Origin of the sequence: Marinomonas rhodophyticola (assembly GCF_026113935.1) — a bacterium.
Lineage (GTDB): Bacteria > Pseudomonadota > Gammaproteobacteria > Pseudomonadales > Marinomonadaceae > Marinomonas > Marinomonas rhodophyticola.
This window is the reverse complement of record NZ_JAPEUL010000011.1, coordinates 368,507-388,803: the sequence shown is the minus strand read 5'-3', so window position 1 is coordinate 388,803 and position 20,297 is coordinate 368,507. Positions and strand designations below refer to the sequence as shown.

Genomic DNA, 20,297 nt, shown 5'->3' with positions numbered 1-20,297 from the left:
GCAAGCATCTATTCGCTGTGACCGCCGCAACATTTGAGCAACTAGGGCTAACCATATTAGACGCTAAAATTAGCCATACAACCGACAATTACAGTTTAGATAGCTTTGTAGTGATGGATAGCAATGACAGTGACACCAATTTACATCTCGACAAAGAGCGCATCACTTTAATACGAAAAACATTGATGGAACAACTCGAAACCCCATCATTATACGAAAGCGTAGTGCAACGTCACACACCACGCATTCTAAAAATATTTAACTCTCCTGCCACTGCGCATTTTGTTAGCCAACCAGAAGAGGTTTGGTCAGCACTTGAAATAACTGCCCCCGACAGACCAGGTTTGCTGGCTTTGATTGGCCAGTTTTTTATGAACAACAACATCATGCTACATAAAGCCAAAATCGCCACACTAGGTGAGAGAGTAGAAGACACCTTTTATATTACAGAAGAAAATGGCGATCTTATTACGGACGAAGAGAGTATGAATAAGATTTGCACCCTTTTAAAAGAGAAAATAGACCGTTTTTCTCAAGCGATGGAATAAAGACAATGAACCCTCTTATACATTCTTTACACCCATATCCTTTTCAAAAGCTCGCTGAGCTTATCGAAGGGATAACACCGAACCCAGCCAAACCGCTTATCAAGCTCACTATCGGGGAACCTCAACACGAAGCACCCGCGATCGTCCTTGACACACTAGCCAAAAGCCTAAGTGGCATCAGCAAGTACCCGAGTACGAAAGGCGAATTACCATTAAGAGACTCGATCAGCCAATGGGCAAAGCGTCGTTTTAAGCTAGAAAGCCTCAACCCTGACACACAAATTTTACCTGTAACAGGAACGCGTGAGGCATTGTTCGCCATCACTCAAACCCTAGTTGGTGAAAAACAAAACTCGCTTGTTGTTAGCCCCAACCCCTTTTACCAAATATACGAAGGCGCAGGCATCCTTGCGGGAGCCGAGATGCATCTTCTACCCTGCAGCGCCGAAACAGATTACAAAGTTAACTACCACAATGTCAGTGACGATGTTTGGAAACGCTGTGAAGTCTTGTTTGTGTGCTCACCCAACAACCCAAGTGGTGCGATCACAACCCTAGAGGAATACGCTTTTTTGATTGAAAAAGCCAAAGCCTTCAATTTCACTATCGTGGCAGACGAATGCTACTCTGAGATCTATTTTGGCGATCAAGCCCCTTTAGGACTATTGGAAGCTTGCCAAATATTAGGCAACAAAGATTACCAGCACTGCCTAATATTCCAATCACTATCAAAACGCTCAAACATGCCAGGACTACGTTCAGGGTTTGTTGCTGGCGATGCCTCAATCATGAAGCCATTCTTGCTATACCGCACCTATCAAGGCTGTGCCATGCCGATCCATCACCAAGATGCTTCCATTGCTGCTTGGGATGATGAAGAGCATGTCATCAAAAATCGTGAAATTTACACCCGAAAATTTGATGCTGTACTAGAAATATTATCGCCTGTTATGCCAATTAACAAACCAGAAGCCGGCTTTTACCTTTGGCCTAAACTCACCATGACAGACGAAGATTTTTGTACTGCTCTATACCAAGAAGAGTCAGTTCTGGTTTTACCTGGCAGCTATTTAGGTCGAGAAGTAGAAGGCATAAACCCTGGTAGCCATCATGTTCGTATGGCACTGGTTGCAGAAGAATCTGAATGCGTTGAGGCAGCCAAAAGAATCAGAGACTTCCTCAATCGCAGATAACCCCTTAGCTCTTAGTTGGAGAAATAATATGAGCAATACCATTTTCGCGTTCGGTCTTGGCATCGGCACACAAAATAAAGAAGGCAATTGGCTAGAAATTTTTTACGCCTCCCCAAGCCTAACCCCTGAAAAAAACACCGTAGATGCGCTATTAGAAAGCACCAACTATGAGGGTGGAAATAACACCCTAGTGCTAGATGAAAGCGACCTTAATCGTCTACACATGAATCTTTTAAAAGCGGGCAACATAGAGCAAGCCGAATTAGCATCTCGCCTAAAAGCCTCAACCAAACCTGTCATTTTATGCGTATTAGCAACAGATGAAGCCCCAACCAATCCAGCAGAAGTGTATTTAAAACTTCAACTAATTTCTCATCGTTTAGTGACACCGCACAATACCGTCTTAGATGGCATGTTTGGTTTATTGATCAATACCGCTTGGACAAGTGAAGGCCCAATCGACGTAAGAGAACTCGCCGATCGTCAATTAAGCGCTCGCATGGAAGGCCGCACAATCGAAGTATTCAGCGTTGATAAATTCCCTAAAATGCTCAACTTTGTCGTTCCTACGGGCATCCGCGTTGGCGATGCAGCTCGCGTCCGTCTGGGTGCACATCTAGCGGAAGGCACAACCGTCATGCACGAAGGTTTTGTAAACTTTAATGCTGGCACACTTGGTAACAGCATGGTTGAAGGTCGTATTTCTGCCGGTGTTGTGGTTGGTAATGGCTCCGATCTTGGTGGTGGCTGCTCCACGATGGGAACGCTATCCGGTGGCGGAAACATTGTCATTGCTGTTGGTGAAAAATGCTTGATTGGCGCCAATGCAGGTATTGGTATTGGTCTTGGTGATCGCTGTATCGTTGAATCTGGACTTTACATCACAGCGGGTCTCTAAAGTTGCCGTACTAGATGAAAACAACCAAGTCGTCTCTACGGTGAAAGCACGCGAGCTGTCAGGTCAATCTGACCTGTTATTCCGTCGCAACTCCGAGACAGGCACAATTGAGTGTAAAACCAACAAAGCAGCCATCGCATTAAACGAAATGCTACACGCTCACAACTAATACTCAACACCTTAACCAATCAACAACCAAGCGCCATATTGAACACTCAACTCAATATGGCGCTTTGTGGATGAGACTATGATTCAAATATTTGGCATCAAAAACTGCGATACAATGAAAAAAGCCTTTCGTTGGCTAGATGAAAACAATATTGAATACTCTTTTCATGACTATAAGAAATTAGGACTAGATGAGACAACAGCAAAAGCTTGGGTAGATGCAATCGGCTGGGAAAGCATCATCAACAAGCGTGGTACCACGTGGCGCAAGCTAGATGAAGAAATAAAAAGCAGCATGAACGACGACAGCGCTATTCATGTTATGGTAACGCAACCCTCTATTATCAGGCGACCTTTAGTCATCGCCAAAGGGTCTATTCATTTGGGCTTTAGCCCAGAAGAGTATGCCAACCTTTTTTAGCGCAAAATAGGCGTGTAAAGTCGAGGTCTTTCTTTGTTAGACTTAGGTGGCACCACAGGGGTAACACTCGGTACATATCCCGAAGTAGAAACATCCGAGCGAATGACTGGAACGAAATACGACTCTTGAACGACAGGCTGCTGGAAAAGGCTACAACCAGAACCAAGTAACCCCAAAAAAACAACGACACCCAATTTCATAACGCCACCTTATAAGAATCTACTGCTATAGTAACAGAATCTTTATCTAAGGTAGCGAAAACCAACGCAAAGGTAAAGAATGTCTGACTTGTCATCCACACTAAAACTTGCCATGGATCTTATTTCTCGCCCATCTGTCACTCCAGAAGATGCTGGCTGCCAAGATCTAATGATAGAACGATTAAAAAAATTAGATTTTGAAATCGAATACATGCCTTTTGGCGATGTAAAAAACTTTTATGCTAAACGAGGTACATCTGGCCCCAATCTTTGTTTTGCTGGACATACTGATGTCGTACCGACAGGCCCAGAAGCAGAATGGAAAGTGCCACCGTTCTCACCAAGGATTGTTGATGGCATGTTGTTCGGCCGTGGCGCTGCTGATATGAAAGGCAGTCTTGCGGCTATGGTGACCGCCGTTGAAGATTTTGTTAGTAAGCATCCGAATCATCATGGACAAATTTCCTTTTTGATTACCAGCGACGAAGAAGGCCCTTTTGTAGATGGCACAACCCGAGTTGTTGATGCGCTAATGGCACGCAATGAAAAGGTAGATTGGTGCATAGTTGGAGAAGCCCTCCAGCACCAAAACACTAGGTGATATTATTAAAAATGGGCGTCGAGGCTCATTTAGTGGCGATTTAACGATTTATGGCAAACAAGGGCATGTCGCTTACCCACATCTCGCCGAGAACCCCATCCATCTAGCCGCCCAAGCCCTGGCTGAAATGGCTAGTACTCATTGGGACGATGGAAATGACTTCTTCCCTCCCACTAGCTTCCAAGTGTCTAATATCCATTCAGGAACTGGTGCAACTAACGTTGTGCCAGGTAAATTGAACGCCCAATTTAATTTCCGCTTTTCTTCAGAGTTAGACTTTGACGCCCTTAAACGTCGTGTCATTGACATTTTGGATAAACACAACTTACGCTACGATATTGAGTGGACGTATAACGGCTTACCATTTTTGACGCGACCTGGAGAATTGGTGGATGCCATTGTTGAAGCAGTGCAAACAACGGTCAACATTACACCAGAACTCTCTACTTCTGGCGGCACTTCTGATGGTCGATTTATTGCCAAAATGGGCACACAAGTTGTGGAACTTGGTCCTATCAATGCCACCATCCATCAGATTAATGAATGTGTTGAAGCCGAAAGCCTTAATCGTCTTTCTGAAATATACGCACGCATTCTAAAAAATCTATTTGCCAATAACGCTTAGATTCATACATAAATGAAAAACGCCATACATAAATTAGCCATGAAGCTAGGCAACAACCCAAGGTCGGCACTGATCAAAATGATTCAAGGCGGATTAATTTTCGTTTTCGGCATACTGATGCTCATGGTGGCAGATCGCGTCCTTGCCGATTCTTTTTCCCAAGAGATTATTGCATTATTTGGATTAATACTGGCGGGATGCGGTGTGCTTTGGACGCTTGTTGGCTACTTATCTATGAGCGTTCTTAGAATTTATCACATGATCAAAAATAAGGATTAAGGTAATGCAAACAGACGTTGAAGTATATGTATTGTCTTGCCCGACAGAAAACATCATCGCTTGGCTGGAAACATCATTCACCCTTGTCAAAAAAAGTACCAGTGGACCTCTTTGTTCAAAATTGACCCTTCTGTGGCAAAGCAATGAAGTAGAAGTTACCATCCTTGAACAGGCGGCAGGAAAACGCTTCACCTCGATCTGGTTCGACTCGGATAAAACCCCTTGGGAAGATGATATAACCTGTGCAAGACAAGTGTTTAAAGCACTAGACTGCGAAGTACGCTGCAATTTCCAAGGATGGGAAGAAGAAGGCAATCAGGATCCAGATCTATGGTGGCGAATTAACCACCACGGTGAAGGTCCATTTATTTGGAATTAACCCCCTTTGATAACATACGCTCCACAGACACCTTAATAGAGATTTTACACATGCAAATTACACTTCTTAAAGGCAAACTTCACATGGCTAGCGTTACCCAAGCAGAGCTTTGGTACGATGGTTCCTGCGCCATAGATAAAGACCTTGTAGAGCTAGCGGGGTTCAGGGAATTCGAACAAATAGACATTTACAACGTCGACAACGGCGAGCGCTTTCATACCTACGTCATTCTGGCTGAACCTGGCTCCGGCACTATATCAATGAATGGCGCAGCTGCGAGAAAAGTACAAGTCGGTGATCGAGTTATTATTGCGGCCTATGGACAAATGAACGAAGCACAAGCCGACGAGTTCAAACCCAAATTAGTCTACTTAAATAAAGACAATAGCGTTGAACGTACAACTAACACGATTCCAGTTCAAAAAGACTAACAAAATTCTTTTTAAGAAATAATCAGTCGTCCCTGAATAATGGCGTTTCAAGCAAGAAGCGCCATTCTATTTTTGGGTCTTTCAAGTGGAAAAGTTATTTTCAGCCATAATCGTCTTAAAAATGCTCCAAAATATGGGGCACAACAAAGCCACTTCAGTAGCTTACGTAGGTTCTGACCACAGGCACTTAAGATCACGTTGATCGCATCGCCTAGCACACCTTTTAAGAAGCATAGTCTGAGTTTTCCATCGGATTTGAGATGCCCTATGATGGGTTCTACGCTGTTTCGTCTTCCCATCCAGCGCTTCTCTTTCTTGGGGACTCCGCGTTTTTGACCTGCAATCAAGACGCTAATGTCTTCCACGCCAGACCCTTTATACCCTCTGTCAACAAAACAGCTGTCCGGTTTCGTGCCTGTCAGGGTTTCTACTTGTTGCAGTTGATCTTTTAACGTATGGCCATCATACGGATTGCCAGGATAGCTTCTTGCGCCCACGATGAAGGATTCTTTCGCGGTAACGGCTACACTGGCTTTTACGCCAAATTCGTAGCGTTTATGCGCTTTGCCTTTAGATATACAGTCCACATTGGGTTCATGTAGGCTGTACAGTTTATTCTTGCTCTGGCGAGTTTGTTTTAGTAATCGATAAGCTTGGTTGAGTATATCTTCCTGTTTTTGGGTGAGCGTTAATCCTTGTCGCTTTACTTGCCGATCTATGTCACGCAATACTCGCCCTAAGAAGCCTTTGACTTGCTTAATCGCTTTTCTCATCCGCTTATATTGTTTGGCGTGGCCATAGCGTCCAATTTTTGGCATTAACTCATGGCAGACTTTGTCGTAGGTTTGTCTTAACGTGATATTTTGTTCTTTGGCTACCTGCGTGAGCTGTTGTCGAGCCTTGTTGTAGAGCTTGGCATCTGTTGGGAAGGTGATGTTTTTTTCTTGTACCGTGGTGTCTACTACGACTCGTTTTAAGCTCGCTGGTTTGATAACTTTTAGTTTTAGCCCTGCTTGTATCGTCTGGGTAAGCAGCCATTCGCAGCCTTCTTCTCCTAACCGTTTTCGCCATTTAACAAGACTCGTTGGATGGCACGGGAAGTCGTGTTGGAAAAAGGTTTCGCCACAAAAATATTGGTAATAAGGCGATTCAAGCCATTGCTCTAATACCATTTCGTCAGACAAGTTATGCAAGTGTTGCAAATACAGTAACCCCGTCATAAGGCGCGTTGGCAACGCGGCTGCACCAACCGTTGAGAAGTGTGCCCCCAATTCGTTATCCAACAGGTTCCAATCAATGATCTTAGCCAGTCGAACTAAAGGATGATTGGGATTAATGATGTCTACGAGCTGAGGTTGGAACAAATCTTTTTGCGGCATGGTCTTTCTCTGACGAGGCTTCATAAAACTCACCCATTCTGCAACTTTTTAGGTCTAAAGGCGTATTTATCGTAAGGTTTAAGCATTAACTATCTTATAAAAACCTATTAGATTCAATAGGTTGAGAGTTTTTCAGGGGCGACTAATCACTTTAATTAAAAAAGGCCGCTTCCAATCAACTCAGAAGCGGCCTTTTTTTGTAATGGTAAACTACGCCAATACAGCCAATGCGGCTTCGTAATTCGGCTCATCAGCCGTTTCAGCCACTTGCTCAGTATAGATTACCGAGCCGCTCTCATCCAAAACAACAACGGCACGTGACAATAGACCAGTCAATGGACCAGTAGTAAAAACAAGACCGTAGTCCTCGCCAAAAGTAGAGCGGAAAGTCGACCCAGTATCAACATTATCAATCCCTTCAGCGCCACAAAAACGAGCCGCAGCAAAAGGTAAATCAGCAGACACACAAAGTACATTAACGCCTTTTAACGCTGCCGCTGACTCATTAAACTTACGAACAGACATCGCACAAGTAGGCGTGTCAACGGAAGGGAAAATATTCAATACCAGTTTAGCGCCTTTATAATCAGCCAACGTAGCGACGGATAAATCCGTTTTAACAAGCTCAAAAGCTGGCGCAGTAGAAGCCCACCGCAGGAAGAGAACCAGCCGTTTCAAAAGGATTACCTTTTAGTGTTACTGTTGCCATAAATACCTCTTTAAAAAAATAAGAAAATTAACCGCGAATAATAGAGACATTCTCAGCTTGCTTGCCTTTTTCACCTTCGGTGACATAAAAACGAACCAGCTGTCCTTCAACCAAAAAGCGACGACCACGACCACGAATAGCGCGATAATGAACAAATACATCATCACCATTCTCCATCGTTAGAAAACCAAAGCCTTTCGATGAGTTAAACCACTTAACGGTTCCCTGCTCACGATCATCATCTTCGTCTTCTTCAGAGTCTGAATCATAACCTACAGAGCCGACTTGACTCACCATGGCACCAACGTAAACAGAAACCAGTATAAAACCAAAATACACGAGAAAATGTTGGCCGATCTCTTCTTGCAATACGCCTGCAATAAGCAAAGGCACAATCAAAGCAATAACAAGGCTAACTATAAATGTACGTAACGAGAAAAAAGCAGAACCAACAGAAGATTCTTTATTACGCGAAACATTATCCTGATGATCATTCATAACAGTATATCTCTTATCAAATTAAATATTATTGTGAAGCGAAGCCAATTTCAAAGAAAACAGACTCCGTATTAGTGCAAAAGTGAATAAATGAATATTTTACTAAACTCTTTCTAAAATCACCGTGCGAAGCAAAAGAAGATAGTAGTAAAATACACAACTTCTTTTGAGAGCAATTTTCACGCCACTCTTACATTTTAAATGACCGATACTTGCGCCATATATTTTTATAGAAGAGTTCTTAAAATACGAGTTTAGCTTGTTAAGGTTAACACACAGAAGGTATCTATGAACACCTCACAAATCAACCAACGTATCGACGAACTGGAATTCAAACTACAATTTCAAGAAGATACGATCGATAGTTTAAATCAAGCGCTAATCCATCAACAAAAAGATTTACTACTAATGCAAGAAAAACTGACGATGTTAGGAAAACAGCTTGAATCCTATCGCCAGCAGCAACCTAACTTTGAAGCAGAAAAGCCACCACATTATTAGATATCACTCTTAAAATAATACTACATAGAAAGAGAATCGAGCGATTTGAGCACATAGACATCAAATCGCCCAGATTTTCCCTCTAATTGGTAAGTTGGTTGTGTATTATTTAAAAATGTTGCCCCTTTGGGACGCTTTACTACAACACGATACTTTGCCAATTCCATGGCTAGGGGCAATAATGTATCGGCATCATCGTCCTTTCCAACTAAATCCCTAAAAAAAGCCATTTCTTTTTTGGCCGCTGCTGACGATTTATCAGTATGTGGATACATGGGATCCAAATACACAACATCAAATACGGCATCATTAGAGATACCACTTATATCCGTAGTCAGTAACGACATCCTTGCCACAATATCAGCCACTTCATGGTGAAATGCGGCTCGATACAAACCATCTTGAAGCATCGCTCTAACAAAGCCCACACGCTCACAAAGCGACACTGAGCATCCAAGGCAAGCCAGAACAAAAGCATCTCGCCCAAGTCCCGCTGTCGCATCTAACACGGATAAGTTAGAGCCTTTATTTAAACCAACCGCTTTCGCAATATCTTGGCCCTTGCCGCCACCAAAACGCCTTCTATGATCTACCGCTCCAGAGGTAAAATCCACATAAACAGGTTTAGGCGCAGCCTTGCCCGTCTTTGCCACCGCAATACCATCTGGTGTATGCAATAAAAGATAATCGTAATTAGCAACAAACTTTATCGGCCCGGTAAGCGATAAGAAAGGCAAGCCTAACGACTGAGCTGACAGTCGAGCATCAGGTTCCAAAAACCTATCTGTTGTTGCAACCGCGATAGAATGAAGCAAACAAACCTCTCCTCGAAATAGTATAAAACACCTTATACGCTGAGCCGTACAAAAAAACCAAGGTATTAAAGATAAACAATCGCTAAAAGAATGAGACCTAAAATCAATCGATAGACAAAAAAGGGAAAGAAACCTATTGTATTAAGCCATTTCAAAAATAAATAAATACAAATATAAGCGCTGATAGCAGACAACATAACGCCCATAAAGATCCCACTCCAATCTACCGCCAAATTAGACGACACAAGCTCAATGGATTTTAGACCACCAGCTGCCAAAATAAGAGGGATGGACAAAAGAAACGAAAAACGCGCCGCACTTTCTCGGCTAAAACCAAGAAAACGTGCCGCCGTCATAGTAATACCGGAGCGTGATGTACCAGGGATTAAAGCTAATGCTTGAGCAAACCCGATGTATAACACACTTTTGAAACCAAGCTCTTGTTCTGATTTGGTCGTTGCTCCATAACGGTCTGACAACCAAAGCAATACCCCAAAACCAATGGTGGTGTAGGCAATTACCTCCAGTGAGCGCAAATGTGTTTCAATAAAACCATCAAACACCAAACCGGCAACACAAGCTGGCAATGTCGCCAGACAAATCCACCAGCCTAGCCGACTATTAGGCGTCGATTGCCTGTCTCTAATAGAAATACACCAAGCCACCATAATCTGGACAATATCTTTTCTAAAATAACCAACGATCGCAAGTAATGTGCCTACATGCACAGCAACATCAAACGCCAACCCCTGATCTTGCCAACCAAGCAGCTGTGCCGGCAATATTAAATGAGCAGAACTCGATATTGGCAGAAATTCAGTCAATCCTTGAATAACGGCCAAGAAAACAATTTGATACCACAACATACAATTAACGTTTTCCTATTCGAGGAGCCTGCTTTTCCCACGTAATTTCATCTCTTAGATAGGTTGGAATCGCATCGTATGCACTGACCATATCACCTCTTTGAAAGGCCAGCAGAGCCAATTCAGCAATACATGCCGCACGAGGTGCAAGGTCGACCAAAACATGTTCAGGAGGAACAGGAAGCAACGGTGTAAGAATATTGTCATAACACCAACCAGAACCGACACCGTTAAAATGAGTGGAAAACGCAGACAAGTCGGTCGGTTTCACTACGCATTCTTCAATTAATGCATCAACTTGGTAATTCCCCGCTACTTTATTAACGCAGTAGCCGCCCATATAGATTTCCCCCATACGGGCATCAAGCGCTGCCAACCAATTATTTTGACCCGTGGTTTGAAAACCCTCCAACGACAAAGCCGCGAGCGTTGACACAGGAATAACAGGCAGATCAGCGCCAAAAGCCAGTCCTTGAACGACACCTGCACTGATCCTCAGCCCCGTAAAAGACCCAGGACCTCGGCCAAACGCAATCGCATCAAGATTCGCGAGCGTCAGCCCTGCTTGGCTTAATATTTGATCCACCATTGGGAGAATCAGATCATTATGAAGGCGAGGCGCCATGCGGAAATCTTCCAACACAACACCGTTTATAGACAACGCCACTGAACAAGCTGGCGTTGAAGTATCTAATGCTAAAATAACCGCCATTGCGTGTTTAGGCCTTTAACGATGCTAATAGACTTTGTTTGATCTCATTCAAATCACCAACACCATTCACTTTAACGAATTTAGGCGCCGTCGCACTGTCTGCTTTTAGCCAGTCTTGGTAATAACCAATAAGTGGTGCTGTCTGTTCATGATACACACCTAAACGCAGACGAACCGTCTCTTCTACGTCATCAGCACGCTGAACAAGGTCTTCACCTGTAACATCATCTTTACCTTCTACCTTCGGTGGATTGTAAACTAGATGATAAGTGCGACCGGATGCCTCATGAACGCGACGACCACTCATGCGTTTAACAATTTCTTCATCCGCTACATCAATTTCGACCACATAGTCAATCTTAACACCCGCATCCTTCAACGCATCTGCCTGAGGGATAGTACGCGGAAAGCCGTCAAAAAGGGCACCATTAGCACAATCCTCTTGAGTAAGACGTTCTTTGACTAAACCAATGATAATGTCATCAGACACAAGCTGACCGGCGTCCATTACCGCTTTGGCTTTTAGACCCATCTCACTTCCTGCTTTGACTGCGGCGCGTAACATGTCTCCAGTAGAGATCTGAGGAATGCCAAATTCTTCCGTAATAAATTGAGCTTGAGTGCCCTTACCAGCGCCTGGTGCGCCTAATAATATTACTCGCATAAAAAGTCTCCAAAAAAACTACGTAAACTGAATAGCAAAGGTGACCAACACAACAAACCATTGACGTAAAATATGCACGGCAACAAAGTGTTCAGGCAAACCATTTGCATGCTAAAAAATTGAATGGTCGCCAAGCATACCCAAGCTGCCCTTCACTATGCAAATTTACGCGTCTTTTTTTATCATTTTCTTACTCATAGTGAGCATTTTCTAACCGTATAATCCCATTAACCTGTGTTTTGCATTCCGCTGGCAATACCCGCCATCGTAATCATTAACGCTTTATTCACCTCAGCATTACCTTCATCTTTACGGCTGCGATACAAAAGTTCAGCTTGCAAATAGTGCAATGGGTCGATGTAAGGATTTCGAACATCGATAGATTGACGAATGGTTTTATTGTCTTCAATAAGGCGTTCTTGTTTTTTCAACAACTTCACAAGCTCGCTTACTTGCTTCAATTTACCACGTAACAAGCGCCCTAAACCTTGCAGTTCTTCACCAACAAGTCGCTTTTCATAATATTCCGCTATTTCGGAACTCAGCTTTTGCTAACACCATGTCCAACATGTCTAAATACGCACCAAAGAACGGCCACTTTTTGTGCATCTCACGTAATTTTTCCAAATTACCAGAATCAACGCCTTGTTGTAATGCGCTCTCAGCCCCCAACCAAGCCGGTAACATCAAACGAATTTGCATCCAAGCAAAAATCCAAGGAATAGCTCGTAGACTCTCTACCCCCCATCAGAACGTCGACGGGCAGGACGTGAGCCTAATGGCAGTTTTGCCAACTCTTGCTCTGGCGTTGTGGCTCTAAAATACGGCACGAAATCTTCATGTCCACGTATTATTGAACGATATTGATTCATCCCCACTTCCGCCATTTCATCCATAATGGCACGCCACTCCTCTTTCGGAGGAGAAGCTGGTATTAAAGAGGCTTCCATTACAGCCGAGCAATACAGTTCAAGAGACCGCACGGCAATATCAGGGATACCAAACTTGAAACGGATCATTTCCCCTTGCTCGGTAACACGAATCGCTCCATTAACGGAACCCGGTGGCTGAGAAAGAATCGCCACATGAGCTGGACCGCCGCCACGACCAACGGTGCCGCCGCGACCATGGAACAGAGTCAGGTGAATGCCATGCTTCTTGCAAAGACGTGTTAAGGCTTCTTGGGCACGATATTGCCCCCAAGTTGCTGCGATCTGTCCCGCGTCTTTCGCTGAATCTGAGTAACCAATCATGACCTCTTGATGACCATTGATGTAGGACTTATACCAAGGAATCGAAAATAATTGCTCAATAATCGGTTCAGCATTGTCCAGATCCGCCAATGTTTCAAACAAAGGCACTATGCGCATAGGAAAGCTCACACTAGACTCTTTCAGCATCAGAGCAACTGCCAAAACATCTGATGGAGCACTCGCCATGGAAATAACATAAGAGCCAAAAGAGTTTTGCTGCCCTTTCGAAATCATCTTGAAGGTATCCAGCACCTCTTTTACTTCTGCAGTCGGTGTCCATTCCATTGGTAACAGAGGTCGTTTAGAGTTTAACTCAGTTAACAAAAAGGCTTGCCGAGACGCCTCATCCCATTCAGCATAATCACCTAAGCCATAAAAACGTGTAATCGCAGACAAGGCATCAATATGACGAGAAGCATCTTGGCGAACATCTAATCGTACAAGGGTGGCACCGAATGTAGCAGCACAGCGAATCAGATCCAACAAAGAGCCATTGGCAATAACCTTCATACCGCAATCTAATAAAGATTGGTAACATAATACCAAATCATCGATAAGCTCTTGAATATCAAGAAAAACATCTTCAGATGAAGTCGGCTTTCCATCCAAACTTGCTTTCGCCCAATTTTTGGTCGCCAGCATTTTATTCTCTAAGTGTCGCAACACTTCGCGATAAGGTTGCGCACTGTCACCAACACGCTCACGCAATGCTGCGTTGCATTGCGTCATAGAAAATTCAGAACGCAACACGTTGAGATCTTTTATGTAAAGATCAGCCGCCATCCAACGAGCCAGCAAAGTCACTTCTTTCGTCACTTTGTGAGTAACATTTGGGTTGCCATCACGGTCACCGCCCATCCAAGTTGCAAAACGAATGGGCGCTAAATCCAGCGGTAAGCGATCGGCTTTAGAAAATTGGCTAAACTGCTCATCCAGTTGACGAAAGAAGCGTGGTACGGCTTGCCACAAGGACTGTTCAATCACAGCGAAGCCCCATTTAGCCTCATCAACTGGTGTCGGCCTTTCTTCACGAATTTCATCCGTGTGCCAAGCTTGTGTAATAATTTCCTTCAAGCGTCGTATGTGTTTGGTTTCTTCGAGTGGTAAAATATTGTCTTTGTCTAAGGCTTCCAACTCGCTAGAAATATTGTCATATTTTCGAATCAAAGAGCGACGAACCACTTCTGTTGGATGAGCTGTCAACACAAGTTCAATAGATTGTGATTGCAATGAGGCAATCATTTGTTCAGCGGTAAAATTTTGCTTGGAAAGGCGGGTCAGTAAATCGCCTATGGGATTATGGTAAACACCTAAACTTTCATTCGTACGACGACGGTGAACTCGGTGGTATTGCTCCGCAATATTAGATAAGTTCAAAAACTGATTAAATGCTCGAGCGACAGGCACAATCTCTTTGTCTTCTAAAGCTTCTAAGGCCTGAATAAGCGCTGCCGAATCTCCAGATTGACGGCCATCTTTCGAAAGCTGGCGTATGTTTTCTACTTTTTCAAGAAAGCCTTCGCCCAAATGATTACTCATACTTTCGCCAAGACAATCTCCCAGCAACCTAACATTTTCACGTAATGACGCCTGACGATCACTCACTTCACCCTCCTAAAATTACCAATAGCACCAGCTTAAAGGCGTTCTTTTTATCCATTAAATAGATGCGCAGTCTACAAACCTTCTCGTTTGGCCTGCTCCCAATAACGGTCTAATTCCTCGAGAGAACACTCTGTTAATTTTCTATTTTGCATCGACACAAGAGTCTCTATGCGACCAAATCGGCGACGAAATTTTATATTTGTCTTATTCAATGCCACATCGGGTGATACCTTAAAATGACGAGCTAAATTACAGACAGCGAACAAAACGTCGCCCATTTCTTCTTCTATGTGCAAAACGTTTTGCTGTTTCATTGCTTCTTCAAGCTCGTCTAGTTCTTCCCGAATCTTATCGAATACAGGAGCAACGTTTGGCCAGTCAAACCCCACCTTAGCGGCTTTTTGTTGTATTTTCACCGCTTGCATTAACGCGGGCATGGAAGCAGGAATATCCGCCAAGAGACGTTTCTCACTATCCCCTTTCTCCAATGCTTTAATCTGCTGCCACTGATCAGCAATTTGCTGATCAGTAAGCAATGTTGGCTCACCAAAACGTGTTATATCGCCATCGGGAAAAACATGAGGATGACGACGCAGCATCTTTTCGACAATCCCATTCACCACCTCATCAAACGAAAAGCGCTGCTCTTCTTCGGCCATTTGCGCATAAAACACTATTTGAAACAGTAAGTCGCCTAGTTCTTCCTGCAAGTCCTCAAAGTCTTCACGCTCTATCGCATCTAGCACTTCATAGGCTTCCTCTAAGGTATAAGGCGCAACACTTTTAAAGTTTTGCTTTTTATCCCAGACGCAACCAAACTCTTTATCCCGAAGACAACGCATTAGATACTGCAACTGCTGCATTGATTTGCTCAAAAGTCCCTCTCTCTGAATACATTAAGCACATTGGGTAACTGATTAATACGATGTAATAACTTACTTAATACACTTAACTCACCTACCTCAATAGTAAAGCGAATGTTCGCCGTATGATTCTCCTTAGCGGATAACGTATTCATCGACAGCAAGTTGACTTTTTCATTGGCCAGCAAGCTGGTAATATCGTTTAACAATCCCGTTCTGTCATATGCCTCAACTTGAATGTTTACTGGATATTGGTTGTCTAGCTCTTCCCCCCAACTCACATCAATAATCCTTTCCGGCTCATCTAGCCCAAGTTGAACAATATTAATGCAATCTTGCCTATGTACCGATACACCTCGACCTTGAGTTATATAACCAACAATGTCATCACCAGGAATAGGGTTACAACATTTCGCCATCTGGGTAAGCAGCTTGCCAACACCCAAAATATGAATATCGTTATCAGACGATTTGTGACGGCTCTTTTTCAAGCGAATAGGACGCGCTGGTGCACTTTCACCATTAAGACTGTAAAAATCGTCAATGACGCGCAGCACTCGCGCTAGCTGAATGTCTCCAGCACCAAGCGCTACATATACCTCATCTGCGTAAGAAAAATTAAATCGAGAGGAAATCGCCTGTAAATCAATACGATTATCATCGAAACCAAGGCGCTTTAACTGCTTATCCAGAAGGTGCTTACCCGCGTCTAGATTTTTTTCTCTGTCTTCTTTCCTAAACCAGTTCTGAATTTTGGCTCTGGCTCGGTTGGTTTGCACATACCCTAAAGTCGGGTGCAACCAGTCACGACTAGGACCGCCTTCTTTCGTTGTCAGGATTTCAACCTTATCACCCGTTTTTAAATGCGTCACCAGTGAAATGATTTTGCCATTTACTTTGGCACCACGACAGCGGTGACCAATTTCTGTGTGTACTCGATAGGCAAAATCAACGGGGGTAGCATTAATAGGCAAGTCAACGACATGGCCGTCGGGCGTAAAGACGTATATACGATCTTGCTCAATGTCACTGCGAACTTGTTCAGATAAAGACTCCAAATCCCCTTGTACTTCATGAAAATCCAGAATGGTTCTTAGCCATTGCAGCTTTTCTTCATAACTGGTGCTGTTGGAGCTTAAATCCGTTCCCTTATATTTCCAATGTGCGCACACGCCCAATTCGGCATCTTCATGCATTTTGTGGGTACGAATCTGGATTTCCAGCGCTCTTCCTTGAGGGCCAATAACCGCAGTGTGCAAAGACTGATAGCCATTTGACTTCGGGTTACTGATATAATCATCGAACTCATGGGGAATAGGCCGCCACAAATTGTGTACTATGCCAAGAACGCCGTAACACTCCATCGGCTCATCCACTAAGATACGCACCGCTCTGACGTCGTACACCTCATCAAAACCGATGTTTTTATTCTTCATTTTGCGCCAAATGCTGTAGATATGTTTGGCTCGTCCCATTAAATCGGCGTGTATATTAATGCCCTTCAAACGCTCATCCAATAAGGCAATCACATCATCAATATACTGCTGACGATCAAGACGCTTCTCATCCAACCAGGTCGCGATTCGTTTATAATCAGAAGGATACAGATAGCGGAAAGAGAGATCCTCTAATTCCCATTTGATATGGCCAATTCCTAAACGATGGGCTAAAGGGGCATAAACACTCTGCACTTCAAGCGCCACAGCGACACGACGCTCTTCATTCTGATGTTTCGCTTCTTTAATAGCGCAGGCACGCTCAGCCAGCTTAATCAGCACAACACGAACATCATCAATAATCGAAACCAGCATTTTACGCAAAGATTCCAACTGATTTTCGCTACTACCAAGCACTTCAGCCGCAGAATCGGCGGTGAGGTTTTTAGAGACCTCACCCATGCGCATTACCCCTTCAATAATCGAAGACACTTTACGACCAAACATCTCAGTCACACGAGAAATAGGCAATTGATCTTCTCGTACCACTCGGTACAAAGCTGCAGCAACCAATGAATCTTGATCCGCCCGAAAACCGGACAGAATTTCGACCATTTCTAATCCAGCACGAAAAGTACTGGCTTGCGCGCCCCAATAAGAAGGTCTGGCACTTTTTAATTCTGATTGGCGGGCCAATTCACAGGCCATACGCAAAGGAACGCGAGCACTGTCATCAACCAAATGAGAAAACTGTGCCATCCAGGCATCAATATCAACACTGCCATCGTCTAATACAGGATGATCTTTTCTTACCGTTACCATTTATCCGCCCTTCAATTTACTTCTTTTTTTGCAATAACATCATGGTTTCTACATGCGATGTTTGCGGAAACATATCCATCAAACTAACACGTAAAACACGATATCCTTTTGCAACTAAATACTCGGCATCCCTCGCTAAAGTAGAAGCATTGCAAGAAACATACAATATTTGCATGGGTCCGATTTTTATTAAACTGTCTAAAAACTCAAACGCACCCGCACGAGGTGGGTCCAACAATACTTTGGTAATCTGTTGCGTTAAAAGTTCATTTTTTACGGGCTTAGTCAAATCTGCCGCCAAAAAAGACACATTATCAAGGCCATTCAGGCGAGCGTTCTCCTTAGCAGCCTCAACCATCCCCTCCTGAACCTCTACCCCAATAACCGATTTTGACAGCTGAGCTAAAGGTAAAGAAAAATTTCCCACGCCACAAAACAAATCCATTATGACATCCTGTTTATTTGGCTTTAACCAATCTAGTGCCTGCAACACCATTTTTTGATTCATACTGGCGTTGACTTGAATAAAATCTTGCGGATGATACTTCAGTCTTAGATTACTAAGATCATAATAGCGCATTTTATCCGTGGTAACGTCTGCTCTGCTCGCTTTCGGTGCTTGCCAATACAATGCCGTATTTTCTTTTATTGCCCAATCTTCCCAAATAGCTTGCAGTTCAGTAGACACTGGAGATATTAGGCGAAATAAAACGGATACCCCTTTAGTGTCTTCCAATAATTCCACATGCCCAAGTTGTGTAAACAAAGTACTGACTGACAATGCTTGCTTCAAGGAGCGAAGTATGACTTGAAGCTTATCCGTCAACACAACACAACGATCAATAGAAACTATGTCATTTGACGCTTTCCCACGAAACCCCAACACCATTTGACCATTTTTATGATCAATAGCGATACGCGCTCGACGGCGATAGCCAATAGAAGTATCCGACAGTAATTCAAGAGACTGGGTCGTAATAAGATGGCGCAATTGGCCTTGTAACCAGTCCGCCTTTGCTGAAAGTTGCTTTTCTCTTGCTAAATGTTGAAAACTGCAACCACCACAAGCATGAAAATGCTGACAATCTGGCTCTACCTGGTGGACACTAGGTTCGATGATATGAGTTAACACCGCTTCATCAAAACGACGACCATTTTTGGTCACTTGGGCAGCGACTGTCTCTCCAGGTAAAGCCCCTTCAATAAAGGTTACTTTTCCTTGCAAACGCGCAACACCCTTTGCTTCATGAGTTAGTCCCTCTACGTTAAAAGTCTGTATGGGACCTATCGACTGAGATTTAGGGGCACGACGCTGGGGGGTTCTTTTTCTCAAAGGGGGCTCTCTTGTTCCTGACTATTTTTCTGGTCAAATAGGATAAATGCCCAAGTATTCTATCGCATCTATCCCTAGAACTGTACGCGAAAACAAGCCCTTAATTAATAAAAGGTCTTTTAGCCATCGAACACCCCTGTTGATAGATAACGATCTCCACGATCACAAACAATCGCAACAATGACAGCATTATCGAGTTGCTCGGACAAAGCCAAGGCTGCCGCAACCGAACCGCCAGAAGACACACCACAAAAAATCCCTTCTTCTTTTGCCAAACATCGCATAGTCACTTCTGCTGTGGTTTGCGAGATATCCATCACTTTATCTACTTTAGTCTCGTCAAAAATCGAAGGCAGATACGCCTTTGGCCAACGACGAATACCAGGGATACTCGAACCCTCTTGCGGCTGAAGACCAATAATTTGAATCGCTTTATTTTGCTCTTTTAAATATTGGGATACCCCCATAATGGTTCCAGTTGTCCCCATAGAGCTAACAAAGTGTGTCACAGTCCCCTGAGTCTGCTGCCATATTTCTGGACCTGTGGTCAGATAGTGGGCATTAGGATTATCTTGGTTAGCAAACTGATTGAGCACAATACCAATACCTTGATCCTGCATCTCTTGAGCAAGATCACGTGCTCTTTCCATGCCCTCCTCTTTTGTCACCAAGTGCAAAATCGCCCCATAAGCCGACATCGCTGATTTACGCTCCTGACTCATGTTATCTGGCATGATTAAATGCATCTTGTAACCCTTAATCGCTGCGGCCATGGCCAAAGCGATACCGGTGTTACCACTGGTTGCTTCAATTAAACTATCGCCTGGCTTTATATCTCCACGTAACTCAGCTTGAAGTATCATGTTAAGCGCAGGACGATCTTTTACTGATCCAGCAGGGTTTTGACCTTCTAATTTTAGCAACACCGTGTTGCGTGGATTTGGATTGATTCGCTGCAAGCGAACCAGAGGTGTTTGCCCAATCAAGGACTCAATACTAGGATATTGGATCATATAAAAACTTCATTGACATTGATGACTTAGGGAATGAAACTTAACTATTTAAGAACACTAATGGCAAACAGTACAATAAGAAAGC

General features: G+C 43.6%; 18 protein-coding genes and 4 pseudogenes. 9 read left to right on the top strand and 13 right to left on the bottom strand.

The annotated features are described in order from the left end of the window. Nucleotides 1-17: 17 nt before the first annotated feature. The 4 genes and pseudogenes from ONZ52_RS21515 (at nucleotide 18) to ONZ52_RS21500 (ending at nucleotide 3,228) form a co-directional block, all read left to right on the top strand. Nucleotides 18-548, top strand: coding sequence for a hypothetical protein (locus ONZ52_RS21515; RefSeq protein WP_265220683.1), 531 nt, complete (start codon nucleotides 18-20; stop codon nucleotides 546-548). A 5-nt stretch (nucleotides 549-553) separates the two neighbouring features. Further along, the gene (gene dapC, locus ONZ52_RS21510; protein ID WP_265220682.1) at nucleotides 554-1,741 is read left to right on the top strand and encodes a succinyldiaminopimelate transaminase; all 1,188 of its coding nucleotides are present in this window, start codon (nucleotides 554-556) and stop codon (nucleotides 1,739-1,741) included. 28 nt (nucleotides 1,742-1,769) lie between these two features. Continuing rightward, a pseudogene (gene dapD / locus ONZ52_RS21505) lies at nucleotides 1,770-2,808 on the top strand (2,3,4,5-tetrahydropyridine-2,6-dicarboxylate N-succinyltransferase). A gap of 78 nt (nucleotides 2,809-2,886) precedes the next feature. Further along, the gene (locus ONZ52_RS21500) at nucleotides 2,887-3,228 is read left to right on the top strand and encodes an ArsC family reductase (protein WP_265220681.1); all 342 of its coding nucleotides are present in this window, start codon (nucleotides 2,887-2,889) and stop codon (nucleotides 3,226-3,228) included. Here ONZ52_RS21500 and ONZ52_RS21495 read toward each other — a convergent pair. Continuing rightward, nucleotides 3,225-3,428 carry a hypothetical protein gene (locus ONZ52_RS21495; protein WP_111639572.1) on the bottom strand — a complete coding sequence of 68 codons (204 nt, stop codon included), beginning with the start codon at nucleotides 3,426-3,428 and terminating at the stop codon, nucleotides 3,225-3,227. The genes ONZ52_RS21500 and ONZ52_RS21495 overlap by 4 nt on opposite strands. Nucleotides 3,429-3,507: 79 nt before the next feature. Between ONZ52_RS21495 and dapE the strand changes: the two are divergent. The 4 genes and pseudogenes from dapE to panD all read left to right on the top strand — a co-directional run bounded on the left by dapE (nucleotide 3,508) and on the right by panD (nucleotide 5,743). Beyond that, nucleotides 3,508-4,654: pseudogene (gene dapE, locus ONZ52_RS21490) on the top strand (succinyl-diaminopimelate desuccinylase). A 12-nt stretch (nucleotides 4,655-4,666) separates the two neighbouring features. Beyond that, nucleotides 4,667-4,933 carry a hypothetical protein gene (locus ONZ52_RS21485; protein ID WP_265220680.1) on the top strand — a complete coding sequence of 89 codons (267 nt, stop codon included), beginning with the start codon at nucleotides 4,667-4,669 and terminating at the stop codon, nucleotides 4,931-4,933. Between the two features lie 4 nt (nucleotides 4,934-4,937). Then, the gene (locus ONZ52_RS21480; RefSeq protein WP_265220679.1) at nucleotides 4,938-5,312 is read left to right on the top strand and encodes a hypothetical protein; all 375 of its coding nucleotides are present in this window, start codon (nucleotides 4,938-4,940) and stop codon (nucleotides 5,310-5,312) included. A gap of 50 nt (nucleotides 5,313-5,362) precedes the next feature. Next, nucleotides 5,363-5,743 carry an aspartate 1-decarboxylase gene (gene panD / locus ONZ52_RS21475; RefSeq protein WP_265220678.1) on the top strand — a complete coding sequence of 127 codons (381 nt, stop codon included), beginning with the start codon at nucleotides 5,363-5,365 and terminating at the stop codon, nucleotides 5,741-5,743. Between the two features lie 47 nt (nucleotides 5,744-5,790). Here the strand turns inward: panD and ONZ52_RS21470 are convergent, their stop codons facing one another. From ONZ52_RS21470 to ONZ52_RS24915, 3 genes and pseudogenes are all read right to left on the bottom strand, one after another. After that, nucleotides 5,791-7,146, bottom strand: a complete 1,356-nt coding sequence (locus tag ONZ52_RS21470) for an IS5 family transposase (protein WP_265220049.1) — start codon at nucleotides 7,144-7,146, stop codon at nucleotides 5,791-5,793. A gap of 186 nt (nucleotides 7,147-7,332) precedes the next feature. Then, nucleotides 7,333-7,831 (bottom strand): annotated as a pseudogene (gene tpx / locus ONZ52_RS21465) (thiol peroxidase). Nucleotides 7,832-7,858: 27 nt separating this feature from the next. After that, complete coding sequence (locus tag ONZ52_RS24915; protein WP_321160391.1) at nucleotides 7,859-8,329, bottom strand: cold-shock protein; 471 nt, start codon at nucleotides 8,327-8,329, stop codon at nucleotides 7,859-7,861. 288 nt (nucleotides 8,330-8,617) lie between these two features. On the opposite strand from ONZ52_RS24915, the gene ONZ52_RS21455 reads away from it, so the two are divergent. After that, the gene (locus ONZ52_RS21455; protein ID WP_265220677.1) at nucleotides 8,618-8,830 is read left to right on the top strand and encodes a SlyX family protein; all 213 of its coding nucleotides are present in this window, start codon (nucleotides 8,618-8,620) and stop codon (nucleotides 8,828-8,830) included. A 20-nt stretch (nucleotides 8,831-8,850) separates the two neighbouring features. On the opposite strand, the gene ONZ52_RS21450 is transcribed toward ONZ52_RS21455, so the two are convergent. The 9 genes and pseudogenes from ONZ52_RS21450 to cysM form a co-directional block, all read right to left on the bottom strand. After that, nucleotides 8,851-9,645, bottom strand: coding sequence for a class I SAM-dependent methyltransferase (locus ONZ52_RS21450; RefSeq protein ID WP_265220676.1), 795 nt, complete (start codon nucleotides 9,643-9,645; stop codon nucleotides 8,851-8,853). A gap of 65 nt (nucleotides 9,646-9,710) precedes the next feature. Next, nucleotides 9,711-10,511 carry an undecaprenyl-diphosphate phosphatase gene (locus ONZ52_RS21445; protein ID WP_265220675.1) on the bottom strand — a complete coding sequence of 267 codons (801 nt, stop codon included), beginning with the start codon at nucleotides 10,509-10,511 and terminating at the stop codon, nucleotides 9,711-9,713. 4 nt (nucleotides 10,512-10,515) lie between these two features. Then, nucleotides 10,516-11,223, bottom strand: coding sequence for a tRNA (adenosine(37)-N6)-threonylcarbamoyltransferase complex dimerization subunit type 1 TsaB (tsaB, locus tag ONZ52_RS21440; protein WP_265220674.1), 708 nt, complete (start codon nucleotides 11,221-11,223; stop codon nucleotides 10,516-10,518). 7 nt (nucleotides 11,224-11,230) lie between these two features. Continuing rightward, a complete protein-coding gene (gene adk / locus ONZ52_RS21435) occupies nucleotides 11,231-11,887 on the bottom strand; it encodes an adenylate kinase (protein ID WP_265220673.1) in 657 nt (218 codons plus the stop codon). Nucleotides 11,888-12,114: 227 nt separating this feature from the next. Beyond that, nucleotides 12,115-14,745, bottom strand: a pseudogene (ppc, locus tag ONZ52_RS21430) (phosphoenolpyruvate carboxylase). 71 nt (nucleotides 14,746-14,816) lie between these two features. Next, nucleotides 14,817-15,620 (bottom strand): nucleoside triphosphate pyrophosphohydrolase, encoded by an 804-nt coding sequence (gene mazG, locus ONZ52_RS21425; RefSeq protein ID WP_265220672.1) that lies wholly within the window; start codon nucleotides 15,618-15,620, stop codon nucleotides 14,817-14,819. Then, on the bottom strand, nucleotides 15,617-17,866 hold the full coding sequence (gene relA, locus ONZ52_RS21420; protein ID WP_265220671.1) for a GTP diphosphokinase: 2,250 nt from the start codon (nucleotides 17,864-17,866) through the stop codon (nucleotides 15,617-15,619). The genes mazG and relA overlap by 4 nt, the downstream gene beginning before the upstream one ends. A gap of 16 nt (nucleotides 17,867-17,882) precedes the next feature. Next, a complete protein-coding gene (gene rlmD, locus ONZ52_RS21415; RefSeq protein ID WP_265220670.1) occupies nucleotides 17,883-19,199 on the bottom strand; it encodes a 23S rRNA (uracil(1939)-C(5))-methyltransferase RlmD in 1,317 nt (438 codons plus the stop codon). Between the two features lie 119 nt (nucleotides 19,200-19,318). Next, complete coding sequence (gene cysM, locus ONZ52_RS21410) at nucleotides 19,319-20,212, bottom strand: cysteine synthase CysM (protein ID WP_265220669.1); 894 nt, start codon at nucleotides 20,210-20,212, stop codon at nucleotides 19,319-19,321. Between the last annotated feature and the right edge of the window lie 85 nt (nucleotides 20,213-20,297).

Bases quoted from the DNA above. Each gene is read 5' to 3' on its own strand.
- dapC (WP_265220682.1), top strand. From the start codon at position 554: ATGAACCCTCTTATACATTCTTTACACCCATATCCTTTTCAAAAGCTC.
- ONZ52_RS21500 (WP_265220681.1), top strand. From the start codon at position 2,887: ATGATTCAAATATTTGGCATCAAAAACTGCGATACAATGAAAAAAGCC.
- ONZ52_RS21495 (WP_111639572.1), bottom strand. From the start codon at position 3,428: ATGAAATTGGGTGTCGTTGTTTTTTTGGGGTTACTTGGTTCTGGTTGT.
- ONZ52_RS21485 (WP_265220680.1), top strand. From the start codon at position 4,667: ATGAAAAACGCCATACATAAATTAGCCATGAAGCTAGGCAACAACCCA.
- ONZ52_RS21480 (WP_265220679.1), top strand. From the start codon at position 4,938: ATGCAAACAGACGTTGAAGTATATGTATTGTCTTGCCCGACAGAAAAC.
- panD (WP_265220678.1), top strand. From the start codon at position 5,363: ATGCAAATTACACTTCTTAAAGGCAAACTTCACATGGCTAGCGTTACC.
- ONZ52_RS21470 (WP_265220049.1), bottom strand. From the start codon at position 7,146: ATGAAGCCTCGTCAGAGAAAGACCATGCCGCAAAAAGATTTGTTCCAA.
- ONZ52_RS24915 (WP_321160391.1), bottom strand. From the start codon at position 8,329: ATGAATGATCATCAGGATAATGTTTCGCGTAATAAAGAATCTTCTGTT.
- ONZ52_RS21455 (WP_265220677.1), top strand. From the start codon at position 8,618: ATGAACACCTCACAAATCAACCAACGTATCGACGAACTGGAATTCAAA.
- ONZ52_RS21445 (WP_265220675.1), bottom strand. From the start codon at position 10,511: ATGTTGTGGTATCAAATTGTTTTCTTGGCCGTTATTCAAGGATTGACT.
- tsaB (WP_265220674.1), bottom strand. From the start codon at position 11,223: ATGGCGGTTATTTTAGCATTAGATACTTCAACGCCAGCTTGTTCAGTG.
- adk (WP_265220673.1), bottom strand. From the start codon at position 11,887: ATGCGAGTAATATTATTAGGCGCACCAGGCGCTGGTAAGGGCACTCAA.
- relA (WP_265220671.1), bottom strand. From the start codon at position 17,866: ATGGTAACGGTAAGAAAAGATCATCCTGTATTAGACGATGGCAGTGTT.
- cysM (WP_265220669.1), bottom strand. From the start codon at position 20,212: ATGATCCAATATCCTAGTATTGAGTCCTTGATTGGGCAAACACCTCTG.